This is a genomic window from Sphaerospermopsis sp. LEGE 00249 (assembly GCF_014299995.1).
Taxonomy (GTDB): domain Bacteria; phylum Cyanobacteriota; class Cyanobacteriia; order Cyanobacteriales; family Nostocaceae; genus Sphaerospermopsis; species Sphaerospermopsis kisseleviana.
On record NZ_JACJUZ010000073.1, the window covers coordinates 1 to 19,659 of the forward strand.

19 protein-coding genes are annotated in these 19,659 nt (G+C 37.0%); 9 read left to right on the forward strand and 10 right to left on the reverse strand.

Annotated features, from left to right (window positions below):
* A partial coding sequence (gene miaB, locus H5968_RS20255; protein WP_187041398.1) for a tRNA (N6-isopentenyl adenosine(37)-C2)-methylthiotransferase MiaB occupies positions 1 to 1,418 on the reverse strand: 1,418 nt, incomplete at its 3' end.
* Positions 1,419 to 1,631: 213 nt separating this feature from the next.
* On the opposite strand from miaB, the gene H5968_RS20260 reads away from it, so the two are divergent.
* The gene (locus tag H5968_RS20260; RefSeq protein WP_187041399.1) at positions 1,632 to 2,171 is read left to right on the forward strand and encodes a nucleotidyltransferase family protein; all 540 of its coding nucleotides are present in this window, start codon (positions 1,632 to 1,634) and stop codon (positions 2,169 to 2,171) included.
* Positions 2,172 to 2,518: 347 nt separating this feature from the next.
* Here the strand turns inward: H5968_RS20260 and H5968_RS20265 are convergent, their stop codons facing one another.
* Positions 2,519 to 5,320 (reverse strand): tetratricopeptide repeat protein, encoded by a 2,802-nt coding sequence (locus H5968_RS20265; protein WP_187041400.1) that lies wholly within the window; start codon positions 5,318 to 5,320, stop codon positions 2,519 to 2,521.
* 414 nt (positions 5,321 to 5,734) lie between these two features.
* Here H5968_RS20265 and H5968_RS20270 point away from each other — a divergent pair, with 414 nt between their 5' ends.
* Together H5968_RS20270 and H5968_RS20275 are read left to right on the forward strand one after the other, a co-directional pair.
* Positions 5,735 to 6,067 carry a type II toxin-antitoxin system RelE/ParE family toxin gene (locus H5968_RS20270; RefSeq protein ID WP_187041401.1) on the forward strand — a complete coding sequence of 111 codons (333 nt, stop codon included), beginning with the start codon at positions 5,735 to 5,737 and terminating at the stop codon, positions 6,065 to 6,067.
* A gap of 14 nt (positions 6,068 to 6,081) precedes the next feature.
* Positions 6,082 to 6,399, forward strand: coding sequence for a helix-turn-helix transcriptional regulator (locus H5968_RS20275; RefSeq protein WP_187041402.1), 318 nt, complete (start codon positions 6,082 to 6,084; stop codon positions 6,397 to 6,399).
* Between the two features lie 50 nt (positions 6,400 to 6,449).
* Here the strand turns inward: H5968_RS20275 and H5968_RS20280 are convergent, their stop codons facing one another.
* Positions 6,450 to 7,136, reverse strand: a complete 687-nt coding sequence (locus tag H5968_RS20280) for a hypothetical protein (RefSeq protein ID WP_187041403.1) — start codon at positions 7,134 to 7,136, stop codon at positions 6,450 to 6,452.
* Between the two features lie 265 nt (positions 7,137 to 7,401).
* Between H5968_RS20280 and H5968_RS20285 the strand changes: the two genes are divergently transcribed.
* The gene (locus H5968_RS20285; protein ID WP_187041404.1) at positions 7,402 to 9,411 is read left to right on the forward strand and encodes an FAD-dependent oxidoreductase; all 2,010 of its coding nucleotides are present in this window, start codon (positions 7,402 to 7,404) and stop codon (positions 9,409 to 9,411) included.
* A gap of 55 nt (positions 9,412 to 9,466) precedes the next feature.
* On the opposite strand, the gene H5968_RS20290 is transcribed toward H5968_RS20285, so the two are convergent.
* Positions 9,467 to 9,904, reverse strand: coding sequence for a DUF29 domain-containing protein (locus H5968_RS20290; RefSeq protein ID WP_096571504.1), 438 nt, complete (start codon positions 9,902 to 9,904; stop codon positions 9,467 to 9,469).
* Between the two features lie 123 nt (positions 9,905 to 10,027).
* Here H5968_RS20290 and clpS point away from each other — a divergent pair, with 123 nt between their 5' ends.
* Together clpS and H5968_RS20300 are read left to right on the forward strand one after the other, a co-directional pair.
* Positions 10,028 to 10,351: an ATP-dependent Clp protease adapter ClpS gene (clpS, locus tag H5968_RS20295; RefSeq protein WP_187041405.1), complete on the forward strand. Its 324-nt coding sequence runs from the start codon at positions 10,028 to 10,030 to the stop codon at positions 10,349 to 10,351.
* A gap of 6 nt (positions 10,352 to 10,357) precedes the next feature.
* Positions 10,358 to 10,654 (forward strand): DUF2103 domain-containing protein, encoded by a 297-nt coding sequence (locus H5968_RS20300; RefSeq protein WP_096571500.1) that lies wholly within the window; start codon positions 10,358 to 10,360, stop codon positions 10,652 to 10,654.
* A gap of 53 nt (positions 10,655 to 10,707) precedes the next feature.
* Here H5968_RS20300 and H5968_RS20305 read toward each other — a convergent pair whose 3' ends face one another.
* A complete protein-coding gene (locus tag H5968_RS20305; RefSeq protein ID WP_096571498.1) occupies positions 10,708 to 11,028 on the reverse strand; it encodes a hypothetical protein in 321 nt (106 codons plus the stop codon).
* A gap of 465 nt (positions 11,029 to 11,493) precedes the next feature.
* On the reverse strand, positions 11,494 to 11,967 hold the full coding sequence (locus H5968_RS20310; RefSeq protein ID WP_187041406.1) for a molybdenum cofactor biosynthesis protein MoaE: 474 nt from the start codon (positions 11,965 to 11,967) through the stop codon (positions 11,494 to 11,496).
* 96 nt (positions 11,968 to 12,063) lie between these two features.
* On the opposite strand from H5968_RS20310, the gene H5968_RS20315 reads away from it, so the two are divergent.
* The 3 genes from H5968_RS20315 (at position 12,064) to H5968_RS20325 (ending at position 16,672) form a co-directional block, all read left to right on the forward strand.
* Entirely contained in the window at positions 12,064 to 14,142 is a 2,079-nt protein-coding gene (locus H5968_RS20315) for a PAS domain-containing protein (RefSeq protein WP_187041407.1), read from the forward strand.
* Between the two features lie 180 nt (positions 14,143 to 14,322).
* Complete coding sequence (locus H5968_RS20320) at positions 14,323 to 14,769, forward strand: response regulator (RefSeq protein WP_096572809.1); 447 nt, start codon at positions 14,323 to 14,325, stop codon at positions 14,767 to 14,769.
* A gap of 16 nt (positions 14,770 to 14,785) precedes the next feature.
* Positions 14,786 to 16,672: a response regulator gene (locus H5968_RS20325; protein WP_187041408.1), complete on the forward strand. Its 1,887-nt coding sequence runs from the start codon at positions 14,786 to 14,788 to the stop codon at positions 16,670 to 16,672.
* Positions 16,673 to 16,742: 70 nt separating this feature from the next.
* Here the strand turns inward: H5968_RS20325 and pyrR are convergent, their stop codons facing one another.
* The 4 genes from pyrR to H5968_RS20345 all read right to left on the reverse strand — a co-directional run bounded on the left by pyrR (position 16,743) and on the right by H5968_RS20345 (position 19,390).
* Positions 16,743 to 17,279: a bifunctional pyr operon transcriptional regulator/uracil phosphoribosyltransferase PyrR gene (gene pyrR, locus H5968_RS20330; RefSeq protein ID WP_187041414.1), complete on the reverse strand. Its 537-nt coding sequence runs from the start codon at positions 17,277 to 17,279 to the stop codon at positions 16,743 to 16,745.
* 118 nt (positions 17,280 to 17,397) lie between these two features.
* A complete protein-coding gene (gene cbiB, locus H5968_RS20335; RefSeq protein ID WP_255427207.1) occupies positions 17,398 to 18,348 on the reverse strand; it encodes an adenosylcobinamide-phosphate synthase CbiB in 951 nt (316 codons plus the stop codon).
* Positions 18,349 to 18,739: 391 nt separating this feature from the next.
* Positions 18,740 to 19,183: an Rrf2 family transcriptional regulator gene (locus H5968_RS20340; protein WP_096571486.1), complete on the reverse strand. Its 444-nt coding sequence runs from the start codon at positions 19,181 to 19,183 to the stop codon at positions 18,740 to 18,742.
* 3 nt (positions 19,184 to 19,186) lie between these two features.
* Positions 19,187 to 19,390, reverse strand: a complete 204-nt coding sequence (locus H5968_RS20345) for a hypothetical protein (RefSeq protein ID WP_187041410.1) — start codon at positions 19,388 to 19,390, stop codon at positions 19,187 to 19,189.
* Positions 19,391 to 19,659: the final 269 nt, after the last annotated feature.

Below are 19,659 nucleotides of genomic sequence, written 5' to 3' on the forward strand. Positions count from 1 at the left end.
ATTGTATTCTTCCGAGTCGCGCTAAGGGAGGGTAATGGTTTGCTTTGCCCCAGTTGCACCATTACCGCTTCCCGCACTTCTACAGGTTCACCACTTAAACTAAAAGCGCGAACTTCGGTAATTTTTACCTTGACTATTTTTCCCTTGAGTTCATTGATATCTCCTGTAAAGAAAGTCAGGCGGTTTCCTCCGGTTCTTCCCATCACCTGAGTTGGATCTTTGCTGTTTTGATCCTCAACTAGAACTTCCTCAACTCTGCCAAAATAACGTTGCGATCGCTCGGCTGCTTTAATCGCCACTAAATGATTTAATCTTTGTAGGCGATCGCTCTTAACCTCCTCGCTTAACTGATTATCCCACAGCGCCGCAGGTGTACCCGGACGGGGTGAATATGCAGCAGTATTCAACTGATCAAAACCAATATCAGCCACCAATTTCAAAGTATTCTCAAACTGTTCCTCTGTTTCCCCAGGAAAACCGACGATAGCATCTGCACTAATAGAAGCATCTGGCATATACTTACGAATTGTATCAATAATCCGTCGGTATTTATCCTGGGTATAACCACGTGACATTGCTTTCAACACTTCATTATCCCCAGACTGAAAAGGAATGTGAAAATGCTCGCAAACTTTGGGCAATTCCGCACAGGCTTTAATTAACCTTTCCGTAAAATACCGGGGATGACTGGTAGCAAATCTAATTCTTTCAATTCCTGGAACATCATGGACATAATAAAGTAAATCTGTTAAAGTATGTAAATGACGACCTTCAGGAGTTGAACCGGGTAAATCCCGTCCATAAGCGTCAATATTTTGACCTAAAAGGGTAATTTCTTTGTAACCTTGTTTTCCTAAAGTTTCAATTTCCGCACGGATAGCTTCTGGTGTGCGAGACTGTTCCACACCCCGCACATTAGGAACTACACAATAAGTACAACGTTCATTACAACCATAAATCACATTTACCCAAGCAGTCACTTTACTATCTCGCCTTGGTTGGGTAATATCTTCTAAAATATGTACTTCTTCCGTAGCAACAACCTGATTACCCTCAAAAACCGACTCTAGCAAATCTTTGAGACGGTTAGCGTGTTGTGGTCCCATTACTAAATCTAACTCAGGAACACGACGCAGTAAAGATTCACCTTCCTGTTGTGCCACACAACCAGCAACCACCAAAGTTAAATCAGGTTCTTTATGCTTACGCTTTGCCTGTCTACCTAAATAAGAATAAACCTTTTGTTCCGCATTATCTCTAATCGTGCAAGTATTATAAAGAATCACATTAGCATCATTAGGATCTTCTGACCATTCAAAGCCCATATCTTCCAGAATGCCAGCCATGCGCTCTGAATCGGCCTTATTCATTTGGCAGCCGAAAGTAGTAATGTGATAACGACGGGAAGAAGTGGTCATGGGAAATTACGCTTAATTAATATCATGTATTTTTAGTCTATTCACCATTTTATCAAAAGCCGTAGCCTTTGTAGGTTATAAAAGTCTGCGTTATTTATTTCTGCGTTTTCTGCGTCATTTCTGGACTTTAGTCATCCAAAGCATTGTATCATACTTGTTATGATACTTGTCAATAAATGACTTTATCTGTATTTTCAAGTTGTGAAATAAATCATGAGTGATTCTACAAAATTAAAAACTATTCTCTTAGATTCCGTAATTGCAGATGTACTACCACACATCGCTCAAATCAACTTACCCAACTGGTGGTTAGCAGGAGGGGCAGTACGCAATACCGTATGGTCTAACCTATTTGGTGAAAAATGTCAATTATTCATCAAAGATTTTGATATTGCTTTTTTTGATTTACAGGGAACACGAGAACAGGAACAACAAGTAAAATCAATTCTCACTACACAATTTCCTCAGTATGAATTTGATATTAAAAATCAAGCTAGTTTTGGTAGATGGCGGACAGGTAGAACTATATATTACAGTACAGAAGATGGAATTAAAGATTGGTTACACACTGCAACTGCTGTAGGTGTATCTATGAATGACTTAGGTGAATGGCGATTTTTCACACCTTACGGTTTAGATGATTTATTTGATGGCATTATTCGACCCACACCAACACATATTAATGATATAAATGCTGAAAATAAAGCATTAGGATTTATGGAAAAGTGTCCTTGGCTGCGTTTATTCGTATAGTGAGAATATCCTGTTTAAAGGTTCAAATCAATCAAAAATAACGCCGAATATCATATATTTTATCCTTTAGTCAATCATTCTTGGAGTATATTTATACTATTTCTCTAGATAGATGAGGTATGGGAGAAATAAGTTATATCTTCAATCAAGAGGTATTGATAGGATTTCCGTGAAAGGAAACTACGTTGTTGTTAAGGCTTTTCCTTGCACAATTGCAGCTTACCTATTGTTCAATTTCTCTGCTCCATCCCCCTCTCCTTGCAAGAGACATTAATGACTTCAAATTACCCCTTTATAGTTTCTAATTTGTGTAGAAACTATGCAGGGGTATTTTTAATTTCTCATGACTAACTCTGAATTAATTTTTGAAAGGTTTGATCTTGATTAATATCATCAAAATCTATATCTGTAGCTGCATCTTCCTTGTAGCTAGGTTTAAGCTCAATTGCTTTTTGCAAATTCTCTAATGCTAATTCAACTTCTCTTTGTAGTGCATAACAAGCAGCTTTATTATAGTAAGCACTTGCATAGTCTGGTCTAATTTCTAGTGCTTTATCGAAATTAGTAATTGCTTCGTCATCTTTGCCTAATCTTACCAAGGTGTAACCACGTTTATCCCAAATTTTCGGGGAGTTGGGTTGAAATTTTAACGCTTGATCAAAAGAAGCGATCGCATCTTCATAACGTTCCAATTCTACCAAAGACAAACCACGATTTAACCAAGCCACACTATCATCTGGTTTGATCTGAGTAGCTTTATCAAAACAATTGAATGCTTCTTTGTGTTTACCTAAATTACCACAAGCTACACCAATATCACACCAAGCTTGATGATATTCAGGGTTAATTTTAATGGCTTTATTGTAAGACATTATCGCATCTTTATATCTTTTTAAACGACTAAGAATTAAACCCCGTTTTAACCAAACTTCTGCATTATCAGGTTGAATATTAACGACTTGTTCATAAATTGCTAAAGCATCTTCATAACGTTTTTCTGAAAACAACATTTCCGCTTCTTTGATATAGTCATCCGCAGAAACTTCTATTTGTGTGGGTTCTGGTATTGTTTCTGGTATTGTTTCGGGTGCGGTTTCTTGTACTTGTATATTTAGTTGTGTATTTTCAGGTTCAGCTATAAATTGAGGTTGAATAGTTGCTAAATCTTGTAAAATAGACTCTTTCCGAGTTTGAGCGTCTAACTGTAATTTTGCAAGTTGTTTAACAAACTCAGCTTCTAATTTTTCTAACTGTTCTAACTTCTCTAAAATGCTCAATTTCTGTTGTTCAAAATTACTTTGAATATCAGCAAACTGAGAAATAAACTCATCACCTGATTTTTCTAAATTCTCAACTATTTGCTGTTGACGCACTTCCGCTACATTTTGCAATACTTTGATTTGGTTGATAGACTCAGATTCTAACTTTTGTAAATTCTGTAAAATCTGTGATTTTTGTTTTTGAATATCAGTTTGAATATCAGCAAACTGAGAAATAAACTCATCACCTGATTTTTCTAAATTCTCAACTATTTGCTGTTGACGTAATTCTGCCACATTTGGTAAAATCCTAATCTGCTCAATAGATTCAGATTCTAATTTTTGTAAATTCTGTAAAATTTGTGATTTTTGTTTCTGAATATCGGTTTGAATATCAGCAAACTGAGAAATAAACTCATCACCTGATTTTTCTAAATTCTCAACTATTTGCTGTTGACGCACTTCCGCTACATTTGGTAAAATCCTAATCTGCTCAATAGATTCAGATTCTAATTTTTGTAAATTCTGTAAAATCTGTGATTTTTGTTTTTGAATATCGGTTTGAATATCAGCAAACTGAGAAATAAAATCATCACCTGATTTTTCTAAATTCTCAACTATTTGCTGTTGACGCAATTCCGCAACATTTTGTAATTCTCTAATTTGTTTAAGAGATTCAGATTCTAACTTTTGTAAATTCTGTAAATTCTGTGATTTTTGTTGTTGAATATTTTCCTGTACATCACTGTAAACATCAGAGAACTGGGAAACAAACTCATTACCCGATTTTGCTAAATTATCAATGATTTCCTGTTGACGAATTTGAGCAGCATTTTGTAATAATGATAGTTGCTGAGAAAAGTCAAGCTGTAATTTATTTAAATTATCAAATAAACCACCTTGTTGATTTTGAGCATCAGTTTGTAATTCAGCAAGTTGGGATTTAAACAGATTATTTAATTTTGACAAATTCTCAATAAAAATATCTGTTTGATGTTGAGCATCGGACTGAAAGTGAAATAACTGATCAGTAAAATCTGAGCGTGATTGTGCTATACTTTCAAAAGTATCTTCTTTTTGTTGTAAAGTTTCCGATTCTAAACCCTGAAGTTGAGATATTAACTGAGAACGGGTTGTTTCAATATCATTAACAGCAGCGTCTTTTTGATTTTCCACTGCTGACTTCATTTGCTTAAATTGAGAAACTAACTCAGCTTCTAATTTTCTGACATTTTCAATTGTAATTTTTTGTTGTTGAGCAGATAAAGTGACTTGTTCTAATTGAGTATTTAACCTAAATTCTAAATCGCTGATATTCTCTTGAGCAGATTCAACTTCACGTTCTAAAGCTGTGAGAAATTCCTGTTTTGATTTTGGTAAATCAGATAAAAGAATAGATAAATTTTCCTCTTCACCTTGAATTGCGGTTTTCAGTCTATTAACTTCCTGTGTTAATTGCTGAGTGAGACTTTGAGAAGTTTTAATCAAATTTTCAGAATCTTGACTAACATTAATTAATTGCGTTTGTAGTTTTTCAATTCCTTGTACCTGCTGCATTGCTCGTTCAACAATATCCCGAATTATCGCTTTTCTTAAAAACCATAAAGTAGCAATTAAAACCACAGGAAATAAACTTAAAATCGTTAACCAAATATTAAGTAGGGTATTCGTGCGAGTAAAAGCACGCTCAAAGTCTGACTGTACTTGCTTTTGAAGGCGGTTTTCCTGTCGCAGTCTGGTTAATTCTTCCCGTTCCTGATTCGATAATACCTGAGCAGTAGCGGATAGTTGCAGTTTTCCACCCCAAAACCCTGTAGATAACAGTAATGGTGATAATAAAATGGCGATTTTTAAAGCTTTTTTTGAAAAAATGGGGTTTTTGCTGTTCATGGCACTTTCCCTATCTGTAAGGTTGTTTTTTGCGGTGGTATGTCTATGATAGATTATCAATTTAGGGTAACTGGTTTTCGGACTGGTTGTTTGATATTAGCAGATTAGGGTCAAACAAGGTATCTCTCAATCAGCTTGGTGTTTGATGAAAGTGTATAAAAGTATAGGAATTGTAATTATAGTTGATTAATAAATATTTGAGGTGTGATAATTTTTATATTCCCAAAAGGATCAATTTCCAAGTAACAAAAAATAAAAATAGGGCGTTGCTGAATCATGGGATGATTTCGCCCAATTTAGAACGAATTTTCAACGGTTTCAAACGCCAATTCATCCCGCATTTATGCAACGCGAAAAATAGTTGTATTTTTCAATTTTTGTGCGAAAATATATCATATTTGATATAATTAGGATATGGCACAAACTGATAAATCTCTAGTTTGGCTACACGGAGAAGTTAAAACTCCGCCATTTACTGAAGCAGCACGAATAGAGGCTGGTGTACTACTGAGAAAGTTACAGCAAGGTGAAAATCTGGGAATGCCTCATTCTCGACCAATGCCAACTATTGGATCACGGTGTCACGAGTTAAGGGTCAGAGATGTAGATAAGAATTGGAGAATCATTTACAGAATTGATGATGATGCGATATTAATTGTCGAAGTATTTAACAAAAGTTCAACAGAAACACCAGATAGTGTGATTGATACCTGTAAGAAAAGATTAAGTAAATATGACAGAGATTGAGAGGATAAAATTTTATGGATAACTCAAAAAGAGAACGTCTTGAAGCTAAAGGTTGGAAAATTGGAACAGTCGCAGAATTCCTGGAATTAACTCCAGAGGAAGCAGCGTTAGTAGAAATTAAATTAGCTCTAAGTCGCAGTTTGAAAGAACGAAGACAAAATTTAATGACTCAGGCTGATTTAGCAGCTAAACTTAATTCTAGCCAACCTAGAATTGCTAATGCAGAAAATGGAGATGCTTCTGTTTCGATTGAGTTATTGATACGTGCGATGTTAGCTACTGGTGCAACTCCCCAGGATATTGGTCAGGTAATTGCTAGTGTTACGAGGTGAAGTCGTTTTGGTTAGCTTTTTTCAAGCTAACCTTAAACGCTAGATTCTATTTAGGAACTACTATCACTTTGAGAATTGATCATTTTCATAGGTTGACTATATCCTCTCAGTGCGTCTAGTATGTTTCTAATTTGTTCAGGAGATGCAGATGGATTATCTATAGCTGCTCTTATTACCTGTTCATTATTCTCCATCTTTCTTCTTAAATTTATGTACAAAATGAAAATCCAAATAAGAGGAACTAGTAATACAACACCTATTACCATAAATATGGTACGCAAAAATACAGCTTGATCTCTTTCATTTGATACCTCTTTCACTAATTGTTTTTGCTCTTCATAATCTTTCTGAATCTGTTTTGCCGCACCTACTTCTTCTTTTTGAGAATAAATATCGTTGTTTTTCTGCTCGAAGCTTTGTTCCCGTTTTTCAAGTAGCTTTTCGCGTCTATCTAAATCTTGCTCTCTCTTGTTTAAATCCTGCTCTCTTTTGTTCAAAGATTTTATTGTCTCTGAGGCAGTACGTCCACCTTGCAAATCGCTTTTGAAAGTAGCATTTTCTTGAATTAATTGTTTATTTTCTTCTCGTAGTTTTACAACTTCTGCGTTTGATTCATTGTACATTTGTTGGAGGTTAGGTTTGCTATTTCCTTCCGAAGAACAGCTTACCAAAAATATTAGTATCATACTTAATGTAATGGCAGCAAAAAATCTTTTTACGATCCCTATGTTTTTCATATCCAATACTGAATTTAGTACAAGTAGTAACAATTGGATAAATTAGAATTTTCTATTTAGTTTGAGTAAATTTAGCTAACTATCCAATTAAATTAGAATACACTTAAACCATATTAGACAACAATACCTATATATAATCCATATCATCTCAATGTCAGATGATTGTAAATAGTTATAACTTTAATTATCTCATCTAAACCCACCAAGAACCTTTCCCCCAGAACCACCGTCTACAAAATGACATAGTAGACATATTGCATCAACCATGAAACGTCTCATCAGCATAACCCTATTAACCACCTTCCTCACACCCTACTCCGTCACCGCAACCCCACCCAGAAACCCAGATAAAACCGTCAACTGTGAAATTCTCGTTGTCGGTGGTGGACTTTCTGGAGTTGCGACAGCTTACGAAAGTTTACTTGCAGGAAACACCGTTTGTTTAACAGAAATTACCGACTGGTTAGGAGGACAAATTTCCTCTCAAGGTACATCTGCGTTAGATGAAAGACCAACTCAAAGAGAAAAACAATTCTATTCTCGTGGATATTTAGAATTACGAAACCGCATACAACAAAAATATGGTCAACTTAACCCCGGTGACTGTTGGGTAAGTGACTCCTGTTTTCTTCCCCGTGATGCTCATAATATCATTTACCAAATGTTGAAAGATGCAGAAAAACAGGGTCGAGGAAAATTACATTTATTCCCAAATACGGTAATTAAAGATTTACAAATTAGTGCAGATGGTAAAATTATCAATAGTGCGATCGCCATTCAACATCAACCAGCAAAAAACGCCCCACCTTTAAACACATTCACCCTTTCCCAAACCATAGAAGACACTTATAGTTATCAAAATTCCTCTCGTTTTAATAAAACCATTATTCATTTTCTACCCCAACAATCAAAGAAAAATAATAATCAATGGTACGTTATAGATGCAAGCGAAACTGGAGAAATTATTGCTTTAGCTGATGTACCTTATCGTTTAGGAATTGATCCACTTTCCTATCTTGAACCTTCATCTTCTAGCACTACAAATGATCCCTATTGTACCCAAGGTTTTACATATACTTTTGCAATGGAGGCAACTAAAGAACCACAACCCCAAATCATGCCCCCATCTTATCATCAATATGCCCCATATTTTAGTTATGAACTATCAAGATTAGCCAATTTTGATTTAGTTTTTACCTATCGTCGTATTTGGAGTCCCCAAAAAGGTAAACAAACTAGATTCGGTGGTATTAATTTTACAATTCCTACACCTGGGGATATATCTATGCAAAACTGGACTTGGGGTAATGACTACCGACCAGGAACAGCACAGGATAATTTAATTTATACTCGTCAACAATTACAAGCTACTGGTCAATTACAACCCGGTGGCTGGAAAGGAGGACTAAGAACCGAAACCCTCCGTAAAGGAGAGGAAAAAGCTCTGGCTTATTATTACTGGTTAGTCGCGGGAACTACTGATTCTCAACTCGGTGCAAATGTGAAAACACCCCAACCGAAAAACCGTTTATTAACTGGTATAAATTCACCAATGGGAACTGCATCTGGTTTATCAAAATATCCTTATATGCGTGAAGGAAGACGCATTATTGGCCGTCCCAGTTGGGGACAACCCCAAGGGTTTGGTATTTGGGAAGTTGATATTTCTCGCCATAATTATCATGATGAATATTACCGGAAAACTCTGCCCGCAGATATGTACCGTCAGTTAAAAGCCACACTAGCAGGTATAGAAGCAATATTAGTAATTAGGGGTATTAGGGGTGAAGTCAGTCCAAATAAGGCAAGAAAGCGTCGCCGTTCCACTATTTTCCCGGATGCTGTGGGTATCGGTCACTACGCTATAGACTTTCACCCCTGTATGTTGAACAGTCCACCAGAAGCACCTGGTAATATAGAACGTCCGGGGGAAAGACGGGGTGGAGGTAACGCTTATCCTTTTCAAATTGCCCTGAGAGCAATGATTACCCAAAAAATTGATAATTTATTAGTAGGGGGTAAAAGTATTGCTACCAGTCACATAGCTGCTGCTGCTTATCGGGTGCATTCTTTTGAATGGTCTGCTGGTGCTGCTGCGGGAACTGTAGCTAGTTTTGCATTGAAGGAAAATATAGCACCTTATCAGTTAGTTGATGATTTACCGAGATTAGAACCAAAATTACAGGTTTTAAAAGGTATTTTAGAGAAAAACGGTAATCCTACTGCTTTTCCTGATACTTCTATTTTCAATCAAAATTGGGAAAAATGGCGATAAGTGGGGTAATGGGGAGAAATTATTTGTATTTTCCCAGTCACCAGTCACAAGTCACCTATTCTGGTAAAAATTCCGAGTTGAGGGTTTGTTCGCAGGTGTAAGGACATATTTCTGGAAATACTTTTTCCCCAAGTTGAGTTTCCCGTATTGCTAATGCTAAACCGAGTTCATAAGCTGTGAGAAACATTTCCTCTAAATAGGGTTTTAGACTAGGACTATCTTCTAAAAGTAGTTTAATTTGAATACGTTGTTCTTTAATTGTACTCAACCAACTGTTAGTACGTTTTTCGGCTTGAAATTGCCATTTTAATAGATGTCCTAACAACACTGCTAGTCTATTTCTCAATTCTTGTCTTTCTTTTCTTCCCAAGGTTTCCAGTTCTTCAATGAGGTTCACAGTATCTAATGTATGCCATTGTTGAGTTTTGAGTAAATTAACTTGTTCTTGAGTCCAAGCATGAAAGTCTGTTGTATATAATTCAAAGGTGTTCATTTTTCACCTGTTATTAGTTTATATATTCTTTATTGTAGTCTTGCTTAACTGCTGTCAATTCTCAACCCAACCATAAAGTAAACTAGATATTTGAAGTGTTTTTTGGGAAAATGTAGTTTATTTATGGAGACAAGACTTGCAGCTGTTTATGGAATGGCCTCAGCACCAACTGTAACACCGGATCGGGTGAGTCAAGTTACTCGGAAAACCTATCCTAATTATAAGGTGATTGTCTTAAATGATGATTTCAATACTTTTCAGCACGTGGCTGAATGTTTAGTGAAGTATATTCCGGGAATGTCGAGCGATCGCGCTTGGGAACTAACTAACCAAGTACATTATGAAGGACAAGCCATAGTTTGGGTAGGTCCCCAAGAACCAGCAGAACTATATCATCAACAGTTGCGCCGCGCTGGGTTAACAATGGCACCTCTGGAAGCTGCGTAAACCATCATGAGTAAACCCACTGATGGTAGACTTGTTTGGAATCATTCTACCCACCTTCCCGGACTCATTCCTATTTTAGAACGGTTGTGTCAACAGCATGGGGTCACTACTGTCACACCTGCTGTAATTGGTAGAGTTAAAGGTCATGCGCCACAAATGAAATTGCGCGTGTCTGTACCCATTCGTGGGGGTTATAAAGTTATTGCACGCCAGGGTAAAACAGTGCAAGAGGTTTTTGTTCTCACTCAGTTATCACAGGATCAATTGGAAAATGCGATCGCTGTGGCTATGAAAATTTCATGAAGATCACAAATAATCAGGAGAGGAGTTTAAAAAGCTCCTCTTTTGATGTTTGACTATTCTTCAACTTCATGTACCGCAAATTTATGTAATGGCAAACTTAAAATACAAGAAAATGTTAAAAAATATGACAAAGCTGTAGTAATTTTTAGAGTCATGGTTAAACCTTCCCAATGGGGTAAAACCATTTTCTCAATGCCAAAAGCAAGACAGTAAACTAACCAATAACTAAAACTCATTCTCAACAGCGTTTCTTCTGTTACTTGTGCTTCACTGGTTTCTTGTTTACTATCCCACAGCAACAACAAACCAACCATACAAGCTACCGCAGAAACAGCAACTACAAACTCATGACAAAAGAAGTTTACTAAACACATTTGCCTTTATTCCTGTCTGAATGATGTCCATATCGTCATTAGTCTAAAGGCATATTCCTTGAGGTTACACAAAATAGTTACAAACTGAAATAATGTAAATGATTGCAACAAAAAACTCTCGACTTGTTAAGATACTTAACAAAATCTTTTGGTGATGATAGCAGGTGACAGGTGACAGTTTTAGACAGTGGGTAATACCGTTTATTTATGAGGCTGCGCTAAATTTTCTGACCTCTTTCTTTGTGTTCTTTGTGTTCTTTGCGGTTCGTTAGATAATTTAGCGCATCTTCATACAGAATTGGTATAAGTTTTAATTTTTATCTCAAGTGCCAGGTTTTTTAGTTCTTACCCTCAAAACTCTTGCATTTTTTGAAAGTCAAAATAGCTCAAATTCTTTAACTGTTAATGTTTTCCCATTTATTCAGCATCCCCTCATGAGATTTTTTGGGCTTAACCGAAAAAACCTCAACATTCTTGTTCACAAGCACCAATACTTACCCAGGAACTAGAACCATCTTGCCAATGTTCTTTTTTCCAAATTGGTGCATTGTGTTTAAGAGTATCAATAGCATACTGACAAGCTGCAAACGCCTCACTGCGATGGGGACATCCCACGGCTACTAAAACACTAATTTCCCCAATTTTTAACCGCCCGATCCGATGATATATGACTACTCGATTCACATCCGGCCATTGACTGCGAATATCAGTGGCAATTTGATAAAATATCTGTAAAGCCATCGGTTCATAAGCTTGATACTCTAAAGCTACCACAGCTTTACCATCTGTTTGATTACGAACCATCCCACTCATTACTACTACTGCACCATTAGCTGGATCATCGGCTTTGGTATATATTTCCTCAAGAAATAACGGAGCCAAGGTAATGCCAAAACTATCTTCAGCTTTGGGTTTGGTCAGGAGACATGGAGTTTTCATAACTAATTTTTATGCAATTTTACGTAAGTAGTTGTTAAAAATTGTCGTTATTATAAAGCGATCAGCTGCCTACTGGCAATGGAGAACGGATTTTCAATGACTAAAAAAATACCAGGACAAAGTGAGCAAGTGCATCACTGGGAAACACAAATTAGGATGGTATTAGAAGCAACTGGCATCAGCATCTGGACTTTCGATATCCCAACCAATAAAATTACCATATCGGATAATCTGGAAAGTGTTTTTGGTTTAGATAAAGATCATTATCATCACACATATCAAACTATTTTAAACTGCATTCATAGCCAAGATCGAGAATTGGTGAACCGCACTTATCAAAAAGTTATTGAAGACGGAGAAGCATTTGAAATTGAATTTCGTGTAGTTTTGGCTGATGGTAGTATTCGCTGGTTAGCTAGTAAAGGTGCAGTGAGAAAAGACTTATCAGGAGTACCCTTACAAATATGTGGGGTATCTATGGATATTACTAAGCGTAAACAAATTGAGCATCAAAGAATAAAAGAAGCAATCAAAAAAAGTGAAGAAAGATTTAAAATAGTTGCACTGGCTACTAATGATGTGTTAAGGGATTGGGATTTACTCACCAATCAAGTATGGTGGAATCAATCAGTACAGTCACTTTTTGGTTATACATCCGAAGAATTGTATTTAGATGTAAATTGGTGGCGTGAAAGAATACATCCAGATGATAGACAACGAATTAATTCTGATTTACGTGCTGTAATTGATAGTAATAAACAATTTTGGTCGAATGAATACCGCTTTTTGCGTAGAGATGGTACTTATGCCTATATTTTTGACCGTGGTTATATTGTTCAAGACCACACAAATAAACCAGTGCGGATGATTGGGTTCATGATGGATATGACTGATCGCAAACGAGCCGAAGCAGAATTACAAAGACAAAACTTGCGATCGCAATTATTCGCCAATATCACCCTGAAAATTCGGCAATCTTTACAAATAGAGGATATCCTCCAAACCAGCGTTACCGAAGTACAAAAGCTACTCCAAGCAGATCGAGTATTAATTTTACAACTGAATGGGAATGGTTCTTTCCTCGCAGTCAAAGAAGCTGTAGTTCCCGGTTTACCTGTTGTTCTCGGACAGAAAATTAATGATCCTTGTTTCAGTGAAAATTATATCCAACAATACAGTCAGGGGCGCATTAGTGCTATTAGCGACATCGAGAAAGCAGAGATTCAACCCTGTCATGTAGAATTTCTGCAACAATTTGCAGTTAAAGCTAACCTTGTCGTTCCTATTTTTCGCCAAAATCAATTTTGGGGTTTGCTAGTTGCCCATCAATGTTTACATACCCGTCAATGGACTAACTGGGAAATTGGACTCTTGCGACAACTTGCAGATCAAATTGGTATAGCTTTAGCACAAAGTTTGATTTTAGAACAAGAAACCAAGCAACGACAAGAACTAGCTCGTTCTAACGAAGAACTGCAACAATTTGCTTTTATTGCTTCTCACGATTTACAAGAACCACTGCGGAAAATTAAAACATTTGCTGAAAGATTACAAGTCACTTGTGGAGAATTTTTAACTGAACAGGGAAGGGATTATTTACAACGAATGCAAAATGCAGCCTTGAGAATGGAAACATTAATTGAAGGCTTATTGACACTTTCACGAGTCACAACTAGAGCGCAGCCTTATGTAGCAGTAAATTTAACACAAATTGCCCAAGAAGTATTATCTGATTTAGAAGTAAGTATCCAGCAAACTAGAGGACAAATTGAAATAGGGGAATTACCTATTATTCAAGGTGATCCTTTACAAATGCGTCAATTACTGCAAAATCTCATTGGTAATGCCCTCAAGTTTCATCGTCCAAATCAACCACCCGTGATCAAAATATATGGTCAATTTTTCAACAATGATCTTGATGATTTATCCGTTGGTAACACCTATTATCAAATTATTGTTGAAGATAATGGTATTGGTTTTCCAGAAAAATATCTTGACCGCATTTTCAATGTTTTTCAAAGGTTGCATAGTCGCAGTGAATACGAAGGTACGGGCATCGGTTTAGCTATCTGTCGCAAAATTACTGAACGCCATCACGGTACTATTACAGCAAAAAGTCAACCAGGACAAGGAGCAAAATTTATTATTACCTTACCAATTAATTCTCATCTCTAATTTTTCCTCCCAGAGATGGATTACTACTACACCCCAAAATGATGTTAATTGTACAAATGTGGGCAGCATTCAACCCAGGGCAGTCAGTCCTCAGCAAGCGGCTGAAAAATACAACTGAATGCTTAGGAATAATTGAATAATTAATTAATACTTGTAATGAGTAAAAAGGAGACATTAGGAGTGAAAGATCGGCAACCAAAAGTCACCATTTTAATGGCTGATGACGACGATGATGATAGCTTATTAGTTCATGATGCTTTGCTAGAAAGCCGATTGCCTATCAAACTACATATCGTCAGGGATGGTGAAGAATTGATGGATTATTTATCTCATCGTGGCTTGTATACTGATGTGAATAAAGCACCGCGACCAGGTTTAATTTTCCTGGATTTAAATATGCCCAAAAAACATGGATTAGAGGTACTAAAAGAACTTAAAAATCACCCCCAACACCGGATCATTCCCGTTATAGTCATGACAAGTTCTAACACAGAAGAAGATATATATAATACATACAATTTAGGAGCAAATTCCTTTATTCAAAAACCTGGAAATTTCACATCCTTAGTTGAGGTGATGAAAACTATAGGAAAATACTGGTTTGAAATTGTAGAACTGCCCCTATAAGCAGTAAGAGGCGATCATGAATGACAGACTCATTAAAGTTTTGTTAATTGATGATGATGAAGATGATTATATTCTAACTCGTGATTGGTTTCGGGAATTTCAAGTAACTGGTTGTGAGTTAGAATGGGTGGAAAGTTATCAATTAGCTAGGGAAGCGATCGCTCGACACCAACATGATATCTATTTAGTAGATTATTGTTTAGGGGCGGATAATGGTTTAGACTTGTTGAGTGAAGCTATTAATAATGGTTGTAATTGTCCTTTTATTTTACTTACAGGTCAAGGAGATCGAGAAATAGATTTGGAAGCTATGAAAACCGGAGCAGCCGATTATTTAGAAAAAAGTCAATTAACTGCACCTTTATTAGAACGTTCAATCCGCTACGCCCTTGAACGCAAACAAACAGAACACAAAATTCGCCAACAAGCAGCTTTACTTGATGTCGCTACAGACGCTATCTTTGTAGGTGATTTAGATGACAAAATTTTATTTTGGAACAAAGCCGCTGAACATCTATATGGTTGGAGTCAAGAAGAAGCCCTGACAAAAAAAATCCAGCATCTTTGTCCAGAAAAAATTTTTTCTCAAATTTCAGAAGCATTAAAAATACTCCTTAAACATGGTTCTTGGGAAGGAGAACTGGAGCAAATTAGCAAATGTGGTAAAACAATAATCGTTGCTAGTCGTTGGACTTTAGTACCCGCATTTGGAAACAAGCCCCAATCTATTTTAGTTGTTAACACTGATATTACCCAAAAAAAGCAATTAGAACAGCAATTTCTCCGCACCCAAAGACTAGAAAGTATAGGCACTTTAGCTAGTGGTATTGCCCATGATTTAAATAATGTCCTCGCACCTATTTTAATGACAGCGCAAATTTTGGAAACTCAAGTGAAGGACGAACGCGCTCGACGACTAATACCTATATTAATTAGCAATGCTAAACGCGGTGCAAATTTAGTTAAACAAGTATTATCTTTTGCTAAGGGAATGGATGGCGATCGCACTCTTTTACAACTCAAACATTTACTCATTGAAATTCAGCAAATTATTCAAGAAACATTTCCTAAAAACATGGAAGTTATCACCCAAATTCCCCAAAATCTTTGGACTGTATCTGGTGATGCTACTCAATTACATCAAGTGTTAATGAATTTATGTGTTAATGCCCGTGATGCTATGCCCAACGGTGGTACATTAACAATCACTGCCGAAAATCTTTTAGTTGATGAAAATTACGCCCAAATCCACATTGATGCTCAAGCTAAACCTTATGTTGTTATTACTGTGACTGATACAGGAATTGGTATTAAATCTACGATGATAGACCGGATATTTGAACCATTTTTTACTACCAAAGAATTTGGACAAGGTACTGGTTTAGGTCTTTCTACAGTATTGGGAATTGTCAAAAGTCATGGTGGTTTTATCAATGTTTATAGTGAAGAAAAAAAAGGCAGTCAATTTAAAATCTATTTACCAGCACAAGATACAACCGAAATTATAGAAGAAACTGAAATATCTTTACCGCAAGGTAATGGAGAAATGATCTTAGTTGTCGATGATGAATCTGCTATTTGTGAAATTACAAAAACATCACTTGAAAGCTATAATTATCAAGTAATTACTGCCCGTGATGGTATTGAAGCTATTGCCTTATATGTAGAACATCGTGATCAAATAGCCTTAGTTTTAACTGATATATTCATGCCATCAATGGATGGACTCACCAGCATCCGTACCCTGAAAAAAATTAATCCCAATATCAAAATTATTGCTGTTAGCGGACTAGCTCCCAGCGATAAAGTTAACGCAGTTTATGATATGGGTGTAAAAGCTTTTTTGTGCAAACCTTTTACAGCAACTCAATTATTACAAACTATTAGCGCAGTTAACAGTTAATAGCTAATAGGTAATAGCTAATATTTATCTTTCTCCTGACTCCTCACTCCTGACTCCTTGAACTCCTATTTCAATTACCAATTAACTCCACTGCATCCCTTCCATCCTCATCTTGTAAATAAACTTTCACAATTTCTTCCTTAGCAGTAGGCAATTTTTTACCCACAAAATCAGGATGAATAGGTAATTCCCGATGACCCCTATCTACTAATACAGCCAAACGAATCACCTCTGGTCTACCATACTCATTAACCGCATTTAAAGCCGCACGAATTGTCCTACCTTTGAAAATGACATCATCTACCAAAACAACAGTTTTCCCCGTCAAGTCAAAAGGTATCTCGGTTTTCGCTGGAGTTCTTAAACCAATTTTATCTAAATCATCACGATAGAATGTAATATCTAATGCTCCCACATCCACACTGATACCTTCAAGAGTTTCTATTTGACGTGCCAATAAATTGGCTAACGGCACACCTCTAGTATGAATACCCAAAAGTACCAATTGTGACAAATCTCGCGTCCGTTCCACCATTTGAGACGCGAGACGGGTTAAAGTACGACGCAGTTCTTCAGATGAGAGAATTTCAACTACTTTGGTAGACATGGTGATTGGTGATTGGTGATTGGTGATTGGTGATTGGTGATTGGTGATTGGGAAGAAATAAATTCTAAATTTTAAATTCAATATACCTATTCCCTATTCCCTATTCCCTATTCCCTATTCATAAAATTAAAAATATTCCTACCCCCAACCACAGTAAAAACGAATATCGAGTTAATTGTAAAGCTTGGGAAATCGAAGTTGGGGTAATGGGATAAATAGCATCTCCCAAGAGTGGTTTATGTTTAGCTACTCCACGATACCAGTTTATACCTCCCATCTGCACACCTAAAATAGCAGCATAAGCGCACTCGCTCCAACCAGAATTAGGACTTGGATCTTGAATAGCATCCCGACGACAAATACGCCAAACATATAAAGGTTTAATTGATAAAAATCCCAAAGTCATCACTGTTAACCGACAAGGAAACCAAGTTAAACAGTCTTCTAACTTAGCACTGAACCAACCAATATAAGTATAAGGTGCTTCTCGATAACCTACCATTGAATCTAAGGTACTACTGGCTTTATATGCTAGTGCTAAAGGAACAGGTCCAACCAATGGTATTAATCCACCCACAATTGCATAAAACAAAGGAGCCATGACCCCATCAGTAGCATTTTCTGTCACCGTTTCCAGAACTGCTCGTAAAACCTCTGTTTCTGAGAGATTTTCCGTATCCCGACCTACATAATTACTTAAAATCTGTCGTGCTGATTCTAAGTTACCTTTTGTTAAAGGTTGGATAACATCTAAAGCAGCTTTCCGCAAACTATGAAGAGCAAAACAACTAGCTAAAAAAATGCTCTCCACCACAATTCCTAAAAATGGATGTAACCATCTAGCAATTTGAACTATTAACCAACCAGATAAACCGCTGCCAATAATGAGGATAATAGCAAGTACAATTCCAGCTAGACGTTGTATTTGAGAACTTTGACAGTGTTGCAGAAAAAATTTACTTAAACCAGAAATTAACCAACCCATCACTCGCACGGGATGAGGCCAACCCCAAGGATCACCAATTAGGTAATCTAACAAAGCCGCAATAATTAATAAGTAGTCGTGCAAAATAAATTTCATAGTTAGGAGAGGGAACAGGGAACAGGGAACCTTGTGCTGAGCGTAGCCGAAGCAAGGGAACAGGGAACAGGTAAGGTTTACAGAGATTTTTTCTTCAATAACTATGTGCAATTAATTTTGCCTGGGTACTTATATAGATGTTATTAGTCATTAGTCATTAGTTATTAGTCATTAGTTATTAGTTATTAGTTATTAGTCATTAGTCATTGGTTATTAGTCATTGGGTTATTAATCTTCCCCAGTCCCCAATCACCAATCACCAATCACCAGTCCCCAGTCCCCAGTCCCCAGTCACCAGTCCCCAGTCCCCAGCGATGCACTGAGCTTGTCGAAGTGTCCCCAGTCCCCAGTCCCCAGTCACCAATCACCAGTCAACTGACTAAACTACAAAACTTGCTTCTTCCCCTAGAGATGCTTGCCAACTTCGCGCATCATAATAAAGGTCTGCCAGAGTAATACTATACAAAGCTTCTTTTAACTTTTGGTTCAGTCTTTGCCACAGAGTAAAAGTTACCCAATCTTCCGCTTGAGCAGGTGGTGGACTGTTCAGAGGTATGTGAGTCATATTTTCCCCAGCAGCCTCTAAAATTTGTCCTATGGAAATTTGTGCAGGTTCTCTTGCTAATTGATAGCCACCAACACTGCCACGAATTGAGTTGACTAACCCAGCGCGACGCATTTCTATTAGCAGCTTTTCCAAATAGGGAGCCGGAATATCTTGACGTTTAGCGATCGCTCTGACAGATACAGGTCCATATTTCGGCTGTAAACTTAAATCCAGCAATGCCTTAACGCTATAGTGTCCTCTCGTGGTTAGTTTCATTTGTTAGGGAATAGGTGACTGGGGACTGGTGACTGGGGACACTTCGACAAGATCAGTGCATCGCTGGTGACTGGGGACTGGGGACTGGTGACTGGTGACTGGGGACACTTCGACAAGCTCAGTGCATCGCTGGGGACTGGTGACTAGGGACACTTCGACAAGCTCAGTGCATCGCTGGGGACTGGTGACTGGTGACTGGGGATACAATGAAAGGATTTTGGATGCAAGGATTTTGGATTGTTCTTGTCAACTCCAATCTAAAATCTAAAATCTAAAATCTAAAATTATTCTGACTCCTGACTCCTTGAACTCCTGACTCCTTGAACTCCTGACTAATAACTAATGACTAAAGACTTTAGAATCATCTTCCTTTAGCAAACCACTTTTTTACGTTACTTTAAAAAACTTAAACAAATACAGTTTACCAGTAATTCACAAACTATATATATCTCTCTTTGAGCATGATCAGAATTTTA